Source organism: Kitasatospora viridis, from assembly GCF_007829815.1.
In the GTDB taxonomy this organism is placed as follows: domain Bacteria; phylum Actinomycetota; class Actinomycetes; order Streptomycetales; family Streptomycetaceae; genus Kitasatospora; species Kitasatospora viridis.
In genome coordinates this window covers 75,347-87,783 of the sequence record NZ_VIWT01000005.1, presented here as the reverse complement: position 1 = coordinate 87,783, position 12,437 = coordinate 75,347, and the positions used below count along the sequence as shown (strand labels likewise).

Here is a 12,437-nt window from a genome sequence, read left to right as displayed (position 1 = left end):
CGCGTCGGCGGGCGGGGCGGTCCGGTCCGGCTCGGGTGAGGAGGTGTCAGCAGTCCTCGGGCGGTGGCCCAGCGGCTGGCGCGGCATCCGCGGGCCGGATGGCAAGCGGGCGGACCTCCTCGGCGACCTGGCCATGGAACTGCTGAACATTGGTGACACATGGATCTCCGACCAAATGTCCATCGTTCCACCGGCGGAGGTCGCCATCTCCGCCGGCGGGCGAATGACGTCACGTCAGGTCGTGCGCGGGCTTGCGGGAGCACCGGCTGTGACCAGGGATCAGGGGTCAGGGGTCAGGGGTCAGGGGTCAGGGGTCAGGGGTCAGGCGAAGGTGCGGGCGGCGCCAGTTCGGGCCCGGGCCGTCACGAGCCGACGACGGCGGTGTCCTGGTGACTGCTGGTGATCTCGATCCCCTCTCCCAGCAGGCCGCGCAGGATCAGCCCGATGCTCTCGATCAGGGCGCGCATGGCGACCGGGTTGATGATCGGCTCCAGGCTGGGGATGCCCATGTCGAACTCGCAGGAGAACAGGACCACGACGTCGTCGCCGGTCTGCCGGACGTCCCAGGTGCCGACGAAGCGGGCGAAGTCGCCGGTGAGCTGTTCGAAGGTGATCGCGCGGGCGGGGGCGTCGATCACGTCGCGTTCGGTCCAGCGCAGGACGCCGCCGCGGAAGTTCACCGCCCAGGCGGAGTCGACCGTGCCCGCCTGGTCGGCGGTCACCGTGACCTCGCGCACGGCGTCGGTGTGGTCGGCGTAGCGCTCGAAGTCGCGGATGCGGTCGAAGACCTCGTCCGCGTCCTGCCCGGAGAGCAGTCCCTCGACACGTATCAAGCAAGGCATTGCGGGTTCCTTCCAGAGAGTTGGGCGCCAGGAGAGCGGGCTCGGTCAGCCGAGCACCAGCGGTCCGCCGGCGTAGGCCGTGCACAGTGCCTGGCCGGACCAGGCGCGCGACGGCGGGTGGAACTTCAGGGCGGCCGCGCAGGCGGCCAGGTATGACGTCTCGTCACTGGAGACGTACGACATGCCGCCGAGCGCCTCCAGGCAGCGCGGCACCACCCGGTCGATGGTGTCCTGCGCCGAGAACCGGACCACCAGCGACTGCAGCAGTTCCGCCTGCCCCACCGGGCCGTCGCCGTCGAGCGGCGCCGCGGCGCCGACGACGGCGCCCATCGCGGCCTCCAGCTCCACCAGGATCTTGGCCCGCTCGGTGGCGTCCGCCCGGTCCTGGGCGAGCACCCGTTCCGCCAGGGCGCTGGCCATGCCCAGGTAGGAGGCCGCCATCATCAGCTCGAACCAGATGAAGCCCACGGTCTGGATCCGGTCCAGGCTGCCGTCCTCGCCCAGCTCGGTGCGGACCACCATGTCGGCCGGCACCCGGACGTCCACCAGCCGCACCTCGTCGCTCTCGGCGCCGGCCAGCGCGGTGGTCGCCCAGAACGGGTGCACCGAGATGCCGGCGCTGGCGGCGGGCACCAGCGCCACAGCAAGCTGCGGGCCGCTGTCGGTGTCGAGCGTCACGGAGGCGGTCAGCAGGTCCATCGACGCGGACAGGCTGCACGGCTTCTTGGACCCGTTGAGCACGATGTCGGCGCCGTCCTGCCTGGCCGTGATCGAGGACGCCAGGATCGACTGCCCCGACCTGCCCTCGGCGAACCCGGAGGCCATCAGCAGCTTCTGCTCGGCGACCGCCTCCAGCAGCATCCACTCCAGGCCCTTGGTGGCCTCGTACGCCTGGATCAGGCCCGCGACCGAGAAGTGGTGCATGGTCGTGGCCACCGCCAGGGACGGGCTGCGCGAGGCCACGGCCCGCTGCACCCGGACGGCCTGCACGGCGCTCGCGCCCAGGCCGCGGTGCTCCGAGGGCACCACGAGCCCGGGGCCGCCCGCCTCCTTGAAGAGGGTCAGGGCCGGGCCCTGCGGCCGTTCCCGTTCCTTCAGCGGCAGGGCGGCCAGCCGGTCGTCCAGTCCGGGAAGGAGCGTCTCCAGAGTCTCGCGCTCCGGGTCAAGAAACCGCATTGCTGTCTCCTGCGGGTCCGTGCCAGGGCTCGCCCGCGAGCGTGGTGTCGATCCATCGGCCGATCTCCCTGGCGATCGGCTCGGGCCGGTTGGCCCAGGCGGTGTGGCTGAGCCGCTCGGCGAGGTGCCAGCGGGACACGTCGGCGCCGGGCATCAGCCCGCACAGCGCGTCCACCGCGCCGGGCGGGGCCAGCGAGTCGTTGCCGACCGACACCGCCAGCACGGGCAGGCGCAGGTCCGCGATCAGCTGGTCGTAGTCGGTGTCGGCGCCGGCCGGGCGGTAGCGGCCGGACCGGGCCATCCGGGCCCAGTCGCCGACCAGCACCCGGGACTGGCGGCCGGCGAAGCCCAGGACGTCGCCGGGCCAGTAGCCGCGCAGCCGGGCGACACCCGCGATGGCGGTGGTGCCCAGCAGCGGGACCAGCGCGGTCAGCCCCGGGTAGCTGCGGTAGTGCGGCGTGCCGGCCGCGACCAGCAGGATCCCGTCCAGCTCGGCCGGGTTCCGGGCCGCGTACATCAGGCCGATCTGCCCGCCGAGGCTGTGCCCCAGCAGGAACACCGCGCTGCCCGGCGCCCGCTCGCGCAGGGCGCCGAACACGGCGGGGTAGTCGACGGTGGCGAGCTCGTGGTAGCCGTACCGGGCCGAGGAGTTCGGCCTGGGGCGGCTGTCGCCGTGCCCGCGCAGGTCGGCGACCGCCACGCCGAGTCCGTGCGCGGCCAGCGCAGCGGCGAAGCGCCGGTAGAACCGGGCCGGCACGCCGATCGCCGGCCACACGACCACCAGTGGGGCTCCGTCCGGGCCCGGCCAGTGGAGCACCGCCAGCTCGGCTCCGTCGGGCAGCGGCACCGTCAGCCGCTCTGCCGCGGCGTCCGCTGCCGGACGCTCCGGCAGACCGGTCACTCGCCCATCCCCATGTAGGCCAGGCGGGAGGTCTGGGTCCGGGCGGACCACTCCAGGGCGGTGCCGATCCGCTCGTCCGGGGTGCTGTCCAGCAGGCGGCGGCCCGGCCAGATCTCGTGGTCGCCGATGAAGCCGGCGATCTGCTGGATGCCCTCCTGGAACAGCTCCTCGCGGCGCTGCAGCACCGCGAACACCGGTAGCGTGCCCCACAGTTCGTTGCCGCGCCGGACCACGTCCGCCAGGTGCTCCTTGAGCGAGGGGTCCCGCTCCAGGTGCCGCTTGACGATCTCGCTGCCGACGGTCAGGTGCCGGATCTCGTCGATGCCCGCGCCGCGCTCCACGCTCGCCGCCGCGGGGTCGACGATCTTCCACTTGTGCTCGCTGAGTTCGCCGGTGGGCGCCAGGATCCCCTCGACCAGGATGGTCAGCACCGCGACGCCGGAGACGAAGGCGTGCGGCCCGTTCATCACCTCCAGGCCGAACTCTTCGAGCGGGTTGAGCACATTGCGCTCGTGCTCGCCCGCGTACTCCTCGATGACGTCGTCGAGTTCCGCGGCGGGGACGCCGACCTCCAGCATGTGCGCGCGGAACGCCTGGGCGTGCCGGGCCTCGTCGATCAGCTGAGTGGCGTAGAACTCCATGGACTTGACGTCGGGAGCGGTCTGTACCAGGGAGGTGATGGCCCGTGCGGCCTTGTCCTCGGCGATGGAGCGGAAGGAGAACTCGGAGAGCAGCGCGTCGCGCAGCGGACCGGGCTTGAGCATGTGCTCGGGCGTCACGGCGTCCGGGCGGTGGCCGTTGACCAGCCCGCGCAGCGTGCCCTGGGCGACGTTGGCGATCCAGTAGTCCAGGTCGCACTGCTCGGGGCTGAGCCGGAGGTCCCGGGCGCCGGCCAGCACGTCGGGGGCCAGGTCCCAGTCGGTCTCGGGTGCGCCGGTGGGGTGATCCTTCGTCGTCATCCTGTGATCCTCGTGATTGTCGGTACTTACGACTACCTAGGTATGACTGTCCGTCAGATTGCGTTGGTGATGCGGAACAGCTGCCAGAGCGAGGACGGCCGGGGTCCGCCCCGGAAGGCCACGTACTCCGGTTCGATCACCTGCGGCGCCCACTTGAGCTTGAACGCCTGCTGGGTGCGGGCCGGGTAGATGAAGGCGCCCCGCTCGGCGATCAGCGGCACCATGCGGCCGAGCAGCGGGCTGGCGTTGGCCGGCTCGGGCCCGAGCCCGGCGAACGGGGTCAGCCCCAGGTGGAGCCACTCGGCCCCTTCCTCGGTGAACGTCTGCAGGGCGGTGAAGTTGATCAGCTCGATCGTGCCGACCGACGCCTGCGGGGTGCGCCTGGTCAGGTCGTACAGCCAGCCGGGACGGCTGCCGTACGACGGCGAGTAGGAGATGTAGCCGATCACGGCCCCGTCCCGCTCGGCCACGAACAGCCGCCGGTGCGGGATGCCCCGGCCGGTGCGCTCGCCCACCAGGAAGGTCATCCGCTTGACGTGCCAGCCCTTGTCGCGCAGCCACCTCTTGTCGATCTCGTCCAGCGCCGGCGGCGGGTCGGCGGCCGGCACCTCGCGGACCGTGACCCCCTCCCGCCCGGCCCGGGCCATGTTCTGCCGGATCTTGGCCAGCGCCTTGCCCTTCAGCGAGAAGGCGGCCAGGTCGATGCTGTAGGAGCTGCCCAGCTGATTGACCGTCCAGTCCCGCCCGGCGAACACCTCCAGGTCCCCGGCCCGGACCTGTGCGGCCACCAGGCGGCGCCGGCCGCCGACGACCCGCTGCTGGAACTCGGCCAGCAGCGCGCCGCGGTGCTCGGCCGGCGCGAACGGCCCGCCGAAGGTGAACACGGTGCCCCCGCGCCGCCGGTAGGCGATGACACCCGGCACGGACGCGGAAGTGAAGTGCTCGACACCGTCGTTGTAGGCGAGGAACGCGCTGGGGTGGTCGGCGTACGCGGCGATGCTCTCCAGCGCGTCCAGCCGGGTGGCCGTCATGCGGCCTGCACCTCCGTCTGCCGGGCGGCGTCCGCCTGCCGCGCGGCGTGGAAGGCCTTCTGACGGGCCGTCTCGAAGTGCTCGAACGGCTCGCTGATCGGCTTGGTGTAGTTGCCCAGCAGGCCGCGGTCGCCGAACAGGTGGATCGGGACGACCAGCAGCGCCCACTCCGGACCCACCAGCCAGGCCCACAGCAGGACCACGACGCCGGCGGACAGCCAGGTGTGCATGACGTTGTACAGGACGTGGAACACCGGGTGGATCCGGCCGTCCTTGGAAAGGCTGAAGGCGATCAGGCCCGGGATGTAGCCGATGACGTCGATGTAGACGAACAGCAGGATCGCCGGTCCCCAGCGCACGTCGCCGATGTGCCACAGGAAGGCGGCGGCGGCCACGACCAGCGCGCCGAAGTACTCCGCCCGCGTGGTGCGGTAGTTCTGCCGGTGCCCGAAGGCTTGCTCCGCGCTCATGGTTTCCTTCCGGTTCTTGGAGGATCAGGTGCTCGGGCTGTCAGGTGTTGGGCCGTCGGATGTTGGGGCGTCAGGCCGTGGCGTAGACGCTGTACCGGTTCTGGATCATGTGGCGGATCGAGGCCCGCCACGCGCTCTCGCTGGCCCCGACGTCCGCCGCGGACTCGCAGCCGGGGATCTCGGTGAGCGAACTGGGGATCGGGTGCTCGTGGAAGAGCACGGCGCTCATGTCCAGCAGCCGGTCGAGCCGGGTCTTCGCCCAGGTGGGCACCACGTCGAAGAACGCGGGGCGCACCAGGCGTTCCACGATGTCCGGGGCGAGCACCCGCAGCGGGTTGACCGTGATGCCCTGGGCCGCGGCCTCCTCGATGATCACCTCGGTCAGCCGGTTGGTGGTGAGCGCGTGGGACCCGCTGCTGATCCAGTACTCGCCGTCCCGGACGTCCCCGTCCAGGAGCGTCACGATCGCCCGGGCCACCAGGTCCTGCGGCACGAAGTCGACGTAGCCCATGGGGGCGCTGGGCACGAAGGGCAGCCGGTTGCGCAGGACGTTGTGGGCGAAGGTGTGCAGCCCCTGCCCCTCGGAGATCTCCCCGGTGACGGAGTCGCCGATGATGATCGACGGCCGCACGATCACGGCCTGCGCGCCGCTCTCCCGGACGATCTGCTCGCCGGCCACCTTGGACGTCACGTACAGGGACGGACTGCTGCCGGCCCGGCCGGTCTGGTCCCCACCCGCCGCCCGGATCTCCTCGGCGCGCGCGACGTAGGCCGTGCTGACGTGGATCAGGGGTGCGTCCGCGTCCACGGCGAACTGCGACATCCCGCGCGCGCCTTGGACGTTGAGGGTCTCCATCTCCTCCGCGGTGCTGCTGAACTTCACCATGCCCGCGGCGTGGATCACGACGTCCACCGCTTCGCAGAGCTCGCGGTAGGCGGCTTCGTCCAGGCCCAGCAGCGGCTGGGAGACGTCGCCGTGCACCACCTCGGCGCAGCCGGCGGGGGGCTTCCGATGGGCCAGGGCGATGACGCGGTGGTGCCCCAACTGCGGTATCAGCGCGGTGCCGAGCACTCCGGAGCCGCCGGTGAGCAGGACGGTCTTGGTTGAAGTGGACTTACTGGAAGTGGTCTTGCCTGATGTTGCCGAGTTCATGGTCTTCCGAAGCTGTCGGAGTGACGGGACGGACGGTCTCAGAACTTCTTCGCCATGGCCGACAGCGCCCCGTCCACTGCTTCCAGCAGCTGGGTCTCCTCGTCGGGGGTGATGACGGCGGGCGGGGTGAAGCGCACCACCGGGTGCGCGTTGAGCGAGTGGTTGACCACCACGTGACGGTCCACCAGCTCCAGCAGCAGTTCCCCGGCCTGGCTGGCGTCGACGAGTTCGACCCCGATGAGCAGGCCGGCGCCGCGCACCTCGCGGACCAGGTGCGGGGCCCGGTCGGCGGCGATGGCGCGCAGGGCCGCCAGCAGCCGAGCGCCGGTCTCGGCGGCCCGGTCGACCAGGTGCTCGTCGCGGATCACCTCGACGGTGGCGCGCGCGGCGGCCATCGCGATCGGCGCCCCCGAGTAGGTGGACGTGTGCAGGAAGGGGTCGGCGTCGAAGGGCGCGAACGCCTCCGGGGTGGCCAGCGCGGCCGACACCGGAACCACTCCCCCGGACAGGGCCTTCCCGATCAGCAGGACGTCCGGCCGGACCTCCGCGAGGTCGCAACCCCACCAGGCGCCCAGTCGGCCCAGTCCGGTCATCACCTCGTCGACCACCAGGAACGCGTTGTGCTCCCGGCACAGGGCCGCCACCTCCTTGAGGTAGCCGGGCGGCGGCACGATCACGCCGGCCTCGCTCTGCACCGGTTCGAGCACGACGCAGGCCTCGCCGTCGCCGGATGCGAGGGCCGCGGCCAGCGCCGCGGTGTCACCGAAGGGGATGTGCTCCACGTCGGGCAGCAGCGGCCGGAACGGGTCCTGGTAGAAGGACTTGGCCGTCAGGGAGAGGGCACCGATGGTCTTGCCGTGGTAGCCGTTCTCCGTCGAGATCAGCCGGCGCTTCCCGTGGGCCCTGGCCAGCTTGATGGCCGTCTCGGTCGCCTCGGTACCGGACCCGGCGAAGTGCACCCGGTCGAGCCCGGCCGGTGCCACCGAGGTCAGCGCCTGGGCGGCGAGTCCCACGACTGGGTCGAGGAAGAGCCGGGTGGAAAGGGCCTGCTTCTCCAACTGCTCCTTCACCGCCGCGACGATGCGCGGGTGCCCGGCACCGGTGAAGAAGACTCCGTAGCCGCCGCAGTTGAGGAATTCCTGGCCGTCGGTGGTGGTCACGCGGGCGCCCGACGCGGACTGCTCGACGAGACTGCCGAACATCGCGGCGAGTTGACTGCGCCCCTTGCTCAGATGTGCGCGGTGCAGGGCGATCGCTTCGTCGGTGGATATCGTGGATATGCTGCCGTCTACCGCGGGTGTGTTCATTCTGATGTTTTCTCCAGGAAGGCGGCACGTTGCTCGCCGCTCACGGACGGGAACTCATCCTCGCTCTCGCTCCACCGCGGTCTTGAGCCTGCTCAGCGTGGCGCGCATGCCCTCCCGGTTGACCGCGCGCCGGCGCTTCGGCGGGGTGCCCGTGAAGACCAGGCCGAGGAGCTTGGCGACCGGCGCGCTGCGACCGGACCGCAGGTCCTCCCAGTACTCGGTCACCAGGCAGCCGTCGTCCTGACTCTCGAAGCGGTAGCCCCACAGCGCCACCGGCATGCCGAACGTGCTCACCCGGAAGGCGAAGTCGCGTGCGGTCTCGGCGCGCACGACGGTGCACGAGGTGAACCAGAACCACAGTCGCCTGCGATTCCACCCGATGAACCGCGTCCCCGCCTCGAACCGCCGGCTCCGGGACCACACACCCACGCATTCCGGGCTCCACTCGCCCATCCGCCGGACATTGCTCACCGCGCCGTAGACGGACTCCGCAGAAGCCATGACGAGGATCGTTTCCTCGACTCGCGGTGGCTGGTTCATCGACGCTCCAAACGCATGCGGGAGGTGTCGTTCTCGAATCGGAAATCGACCGGATTTGTTCGCCGAGATGCTGCCCATGGACGCTACACGCGTGCGGCCGGTTCTGCAGGGGAAAGCCGGATTCAATACGTGATTTTTTACGTGATTTTTTGGTCCGCAGCCGAGGCACGGGTGGATGGCTCCCCGCGACGGAGATCACGGTGCCAACTGTAGCTACCTTGATCCAATCGTCAAGGGAACTATTGCGCCAACACGAGAGAACCGCCCGTGGATGTTTATCCTCTCGGCGGCGGGTAAATTGTGACCGCCGAACGCCGGATGAAACGGGATCCACCGGAGTAAACCCGACCCCTCTTGGTACCGCTGATCATCCGTGATCCCCGCCGAGGGTCAGGGGAAGGAGGGATTCCGGCGGCGGATTGGGCCGAGATCCGTCTACCGCACGGAGCGGGGAGATGCCGGTGCGGGTGATCACCTGAAACACGGGCAACTTGAGGAACACGAGGAGACTGGCTCCGGCCACCCGCCCCCTCGGAGAGACCCGCGTCGCGGGCGTCGCGCAGCCGGCGGACGGCTGTCCGCATCTCCGCCGACTCGTCGTCGGTGGCACTTCCAGGGGGCCGCCGTGCCCGGCCGTCCGAGGACCCCGGCAGGCGAACGCGCGCAGTCCGGCGCCCGCGACCCACTTCGGCACATTCCTCTGACACACTTCACACTTGAGGCGGCCGGACAGCGGACACCGACCGCTCCATCGCCAACCCCACTACCACCTAAGGGTTCTGACGATCCGTCGGATCCTCGACCGAGCCTCGCCCGGGTTCGAGGCGCGCCGCCCGAGCCTTCAGGGCGTCGGCCTCCTCGTCCCAGTCGGGCCCGAAGCACCGGAGGTCGGCCGCAGCTTCACGCAGCAACTCAAGGTCATCCGGGCGTTGCAGGCAGGCGAGCCTGAAAGCGAGGTTGCGAGCCCAGACCGGCAGGGCCATCCAGTCCTCGGTGAGCGATCCACGCAGTGCGGGGAGAATATCCTCCGCAGCGGCGAAAGTAATCTCCTCAATGAAGTGCCTGACGGCATCGGGGATTTCTGGGTCAATGCCCCCGTACACCGATGACATCAGATTCTTCATTGGCTCGCCCATTTCAGGCATGATTCGCTCCCCCAGGTCGGCCAGTAGGTCGCCAGTCGCTATGTGTCGTACGCGAGACCCACGAGGTCACATGGGCGGCAGCAGATCGCTCTCGCTCACGGTGTACGTCAGCAGGGGGTAGCTGAAGTCCGTTTCGTTGTTCTCGCGGCGCCGCAGTCCGTAGAACTCTCGCCGCTGCTCGTCGTCGGCCGAGGTGAGGCGCGCGCCGTGCGGGAGGTAGGCGTGTCCGTCGCGGAACCGGACGGCGGTCTTCGAGGTCCGGAAGGTCACGCCCAACCACTGGTTGTCCGTGGTCGGGACGGGCTTGGCCAAGACGATCTTGTGTCGGAGCCGTCGGTTCGCGTCGACGGAGAACGCGACGACGCTGTTCTGGACGAGGGGGATCTCGAACCTGTCGCCATCACCCTCCTCCTTCACCTCCTTCACCTCCTTCTCCGCCTTCGCCTCCTTCGACTCGAAGAGCAGCTTCCTCGGCGGGCCCGCGTCGGGGTGCTGGTAGCAGGAGAAGACGGCGATGAACGAATCGTCGGCCAGGTCGAGTGCTTGGTCGGAATGACCGCCCATGGTGGTGTAGGCGTTCGTGTAGCTCTCGATGAGGGCGTTGTTGAAGCCGACCGGAATTGTCAGGCGTTCCTGGATCCGCTGCGCCAGGCGTTCATGCACTGCCCGGAAACGCTGCGCCGGGCTGCCGTACTGCGTCGTGGTGCGGACGAGGGGTACACCACCCGCCTCGTCGATCCTGGTGAGCACGGCACCGCGCCGGCCCTTTCCCACGTCTTCCATGGGAGTGGACTCGGACAGCTCGGCGAAGGGATTCACCTCGGCGGGCAGGACGAACGAGACGATCTGGTCCGAGATCCTAGAAGCGCGGGGCAAGGTAGTCCCCCGTGTTCATGCTGAAGCGGAATTCGTCACCGTAGTCGATGAAGGACGAGGCGCGGTTCTCCTCGGCGTACCGGCGGCGCAGCTCGTCCATGCCGGCCTCGGTGGGTGGCTCCAGCTCCACCAGGCCACCGGCGAGCTTGAGGAACGTGCGCCCGTCCTTGTGGACGGCCTCGGTGCTCGAACACCGCACCACGTATCCCAGGCGGGTCGGGAGCAGTTCGGCGTCCAGCATCGAGGGCCGGATCTCGTGCGTGTAGCGGCGGTTGGTGGACAGCGGCATGAAGAACACCGAGCCGGGATGGAGGGTCACCGTGAACTGGGGCGGGAGCGCGGCCCCGTCGTGTTCCGCGGCCGAGTCCTTGAGCCGGAAGTGCAGTCTGGTCAGCCCGCTGACACCCTTCAGTCCGTGGTCGAAGGCGTCGTCGGCGAGCGGCTGCAGCTTGTCGAGCCCGTCGTAGAAGGTGCAGAACGCCATGATGCCGTTGGCGGGCATGTCCTTGGTCTTGTCGGCATGGGCCGAGATCCTGGCCTTGGACTGCTTGCGCTCGGGCGTGGCACGGGTGTTGTGGTAGATCTGCGCCAACACGTGGTTCAGCGGCGCCTGGTGGCGGAAGACAGCCGCGGCCTCGCGGTTCAGGGCCTCGACGATCTGCGTGTCGGTCGGGCGGAAGCTCTCGGTCGGGCCCGAGAGGTTCGTGGAGCACCGGAGCAGGCGGAAGTGCAGTTCGTCGTCGTCGTTGCGGGTGACGGGCGTCAGGTAGATTCCGCTGCGATGGGCGGTGCCGGGCTTGGTGGACTCCGTCAGGGACTGGAATTCGTGTTCGGAACGGATCCGGCCGAAGTGATCCTCGCCGAGTTCGAAGAAGCGGCGGTAGTACACGCCGACCCCGTGCACGCGCAGGGGAACCCGGCCGAGGTCGATGAGGGTCCAGGGTTCGCCGGCATCGGCGTCGTGGTGACCGTGTGACAGCTCGCGGATGACGAACACCCGGTCGGCCGTGCGCAGTTGGCGCCTACTGAGGCCGGATATGTCGCCGCACAGGTAGACGGTCTTCCGCGCGAGGTCGGGCGAGTCGGCGGCGAGGGCTTCCGGTGTCGTCGCGGAGCCGAAGAACTCCCCGACCAGGTCGTCGTCTTGCATGCTCGAAGGCGCGACCAGGATGTTGTCCGCATCCTCGATGCGTGCTTCTGCCAGCTCTGGTGTGTACATCGACTTGATGCTCTCACGGGGCCACCGGGAGGGTGAACCGCCCCAAGGCAGTCGAACGTCCATCAGGTATGGACCACAAGTACCACGCCCTCACCGGTACCCGTGGGCGCCGGGCCGGGCTGGGCGCGGCCGCCCTGCTGGTGGCCGCCACCGTCACGGCCGGACTGCTGGGCTGGCCCCCGTTCGACTCGGCCTCAGCGAACCGCCCGCTGCGGTTCACCACCGCGGCCGGCGGATCGGGACGGTTCGGCACTGCGGACCGCCTCTACCGCTACAAGGTGCGGGTGGAGGACGGACTCCCGGATTCCCCCGCACAGTTCGCCGCCGCCGTGGACGCCGTCCTCGGCAACACCCGGCGCGGCTGGGCGGCCGGCGGCGACGTCTCGTTCCAGCGCATGCCCGCCGACCCGGTGGACTTCACCGTCTACCTGGCCACCCCCGCGACCACCGACCGGATCTGCGGACAGTACAAGCTGGACACCGGAGGCACCGTCAACTGCGGCGTCGGCCACCAGGTCGTGATCAACGACAAGCGCTGGACCGAACTCTCCCCCTACTACCCGGGCCGCCCCGACGACTACCACGCCCTGGCCCTCAACCACGAGGTCGGCCACGTCCTCGGCCACGGCCACGCCGACTGCCCGGGGGCGGGCCAACCCGCGCCGGTGATGATGCAGCAGATCCTCGGCCTGCACGGCTGCGTGCCCAACGTCTGGCCCTACTCTGACGACGGCACGCTGCTCACGGGGCCGCCGGCGCCTTGAGCCGTGGGTTCCGGTCACTCGGGTGCGGTCCTCTGGTGATCAGGCACGGTGCTG

Annotated in this window: 13 protein-coding genes; 1 reads left to right on the top strand and 12 read right to left on the bottom strand. The window is 69.9% G+C overall.

What is annotated here, in order from left to right:
- Nucleotides 1-362: 362 nt before the first annotated feature.
- The 12 genes from FHX73_RS37020 to FHX73_RS36960 all read right to left on the bottom strand — a co-directional run bounded on the left by FHX73_RS37020 (nucleotide 363) and on the right by FHX73_RS36960 (nucleotide 11,619).
- Complete coding sequence (locus FHX73_RS37020) at nucleotides 363-833, bottom strand: type II toxin-antitoxin system RatA family toxin (RefSeq protein ID WP_211786455.1); 471 nt, start codon at nucleotides 831-833, stop codon at nucleotides 363-365.
- 54 nt (nucleotides 834-887) lie between these two features.
- Nucleotides 888-2,018 carry an acyl-CoA dehydrogenase family protein gene (locus FHX73_RS37015; protein WP_145910434.1) on the bottom strand — a complete coding sequence of 377 codons (1,131 nt, stop codon included), beginning with the start codon at nucleotides 2,016-2,018 and terminating at the stop codon, nucleotides 888-890.
- The gene (locus FHX73_RS37010; protein ID WP_170305252.1) at nucleotides 2,005-2,919 is read right to left on the bottom strand and encodes an alpha/beta hydrolase family protein; all 915 of its coding nucleotides are present in this window, start codon (nucleotides 2,917-2,919) and stop codon (nucleotides 2,005-2,007) included. Before FHX73_RS37010 ends, FHX73_RS37015 begins: the two co-directional genes overlap by 14 nt.
- Nucleotides 2,916-3,878, bottom strand: coding sequence for a ferritin family protein (locus tag FHX73_RS37005; RefSeq protein ID WP_145910432.1), 963 nt, complete (start codon nucleotides 3,876-3,878; stop codon nucleotides 2,916-2,918). Before FHX73_RS37005 ends, FHX73_RS37010 begins: the two co-directional genes overlap by 4 nt.
- A gap of 53 nt (nucleotides 3,879-3,931) precedes the next feature.
- A complete protein-coding gene (locus FHX73_RS37000; protein WP_145910431.1) occupies nucleotides 3,932-4,909 on the bottom strand; it encodes a bifunctional lysylphosphatidylglycerol flippase/synthetase MprF in 978 nt (325 codons plus the stop codon).
- Nucleotides 4,906-5,379, bottom strand: coding sequence for a hypothetical protein (locus FHX73_RS36995; protein WP_145910430.1), 474 nt, complete (start codon nucleotides 5,377-5,379; stop codon nucleotides 4,906-4,908). Before FHX73_RS36995 ends, FHX73_RS37000 begins: the two co-directional genes overlap by 4 nt.
- A gap of 70 nt (nucleotides 5,380-5,449) precedes the next feature.
- Nucleotides 5,450-6,532: an SDR family oxidoreductase gene (locus FHX73_RS36985; protein ID WP_145910429.1), complete on the bottom strand. Its 1,083-nt coding sequence runs from the start codon at nucleotides 6,530-6,532 to the stop codon at nucleotides 5,450-5,452.
- 38 nt (nucleotides 6,533-6,570) lie between these two features.
- Nucleotides 6,571-7,839, bottom strand: a complete 1,269-nt coding sequence (locus FHX73_RS36980) for an aspartate aminotransferase family protein (RefSeq protein WP_145910428.1) — start codon at nucleotides 7,837-7,839, stop codon at nucleotides 6,571-6,573.
- 54 nt (nucleotides 7,840-7,893) lie between these two features.
- Entirely contained in the window at nucleotides 7,894-8,379 is a 486-nt protein-coding gene (locus FHX73_RS36975; protein ID WP_145910802.1) for an SRPBCC family protein, read from the bottom strand.
- 770 nt (nucleotides 8,380-9,149) lie between these two features.
- On the bottom strand, nucleotides 9,150-9,524 hold the full coding sequence (locus FHX73_RS46790) for a hypothetical protein (protein WP_246214114.1): 375 nt from the start codon (nucleotides 9,522-9,524) through the stop codon (nucleotides 9,150-9,152).
- A 66-nt stretch (nucleotides 9,525-9,590) separates the two neighbouring features.
- Complete coding sequence (locus tag FHX73_RS36965; protein WP_145910427.1) at nucleotides 9,591-10,400, bottom strand: hypothetical protein; 810 nt, start codon at nucleotides 10,398-10,400, stop codon at nucleotides 9,591-9,593.
- Nucleotides 10,384-11,619 carry a hypothetical protein gene (locus tag FHX73_RS36960; protein WP_145910426.1) on the bottom strand — a complete coding sequence of 412 codons (1,236 nt, stop codon included), beginning with the start codon at nucleotides 11,617-11,619 and terminating at the stop codon, nucleotides 10,384-10,386. Before FHX73_RS36960 ends, FHX73_RS36965 begins: the two co-directional genes overlap by 17 nt.
- 68 nt (nucleotides 11,620-11,687) lie before the next feature.
- On the opposite strand from FHX73_RS36960, the gene FHX73_RS36955 reads away from it, so the two are divergent.
- Nucleotides 11,688-12,383 carry a DUF3152 domain-containing protein gene (locus FHX73_RS36955; RefSeq protein ID WP_145910425.1) on the top strand — a complete coding sequence of 232 codons (696 nt, stop codon included), beginning with the start codon at nucleotides 11,688-11,690 and terminating at the stop codon, nucleotides 12,381-12,383.
- The last annotated feature ends 54 nt before the right edge of the window (nucleotides 12,384-12,437 follow it).

Excerpts from the sequence above, each read along its gene's own strand:
- FHX73_RS37015 (WP_145910434.1), bottom strand. The coding sequence starts at position 2,018 with ATGCGGTTTCTTGACCCGGAGCGCGAGACTCTGGAGACGCTCCTTCCC.
- FHX73_RS37005 (WP_145910432.1), bottom strand. The coding sequence starts at position 3,878 with ATGACGACGAAGGATCACCCCACCGGCGCACCCGAGACCGACTGGGAC.
- FHX73_RS37000 (WP_145910431.1), bottom strand. The coding sequence starts at position 4,909 with ATGACGGCCACCCGGCTGGACGCGCTGGAGAGCATCGCCGCGTACGCC.
- FHX73_RS36995 (WP_145910430.1), bottom strand. The coding sequence starts at position 5,379 with ATGAGCGCGGAGCAAGCCTTCGGGCACCGGCAGAACTACCGCACCACG.
- FHX73_RS36985 (WP_145910429.1), bottom strand. The coding sequence starts at position 6,532 with ATGAACTCGGCAACATCAGGCAAGACCACTTCCAGTAAGTCCACTTCA.
- FHX73_RS36980 (WP_145910428.1), bottom strand. The coding sequence starts at position 7,839 with ATGAACACACCCGCGGTAGACGGCAGCATATCCACGATATCCACCGAC.
- FHX73_RS36975 (WP_145910802.1), bottom strand. The coding sequence starts at position 8,379 with ATGAACCAGCCACCGCGAGTCGAGGAAACGATCCTCGTCATGGCTTCT.
- FHX73_RS46790 (WP_246214114.1), bottom strand. The coding sequence starts at position 9,524 with ATGCCTGAAATGGGCGAGCCAATGAAGAATCTGATGTCATCGGTGTAC.
- FHX73_RS36960 (WP_145910426.1), bottom strand. The coding sequence starts at position 11,619 with ATGTACACACCAGAGCTGGCAGAAGCACGCATCGAGGATGCGGACAAC.
- FHX73_RS36955 (WP_145910425.1), top strand. The coding sequence starts at position 11,688 with ATGGACCACAAGTACCACGCCCTCACCGGTACCCGTGGGCGCCGGGCC.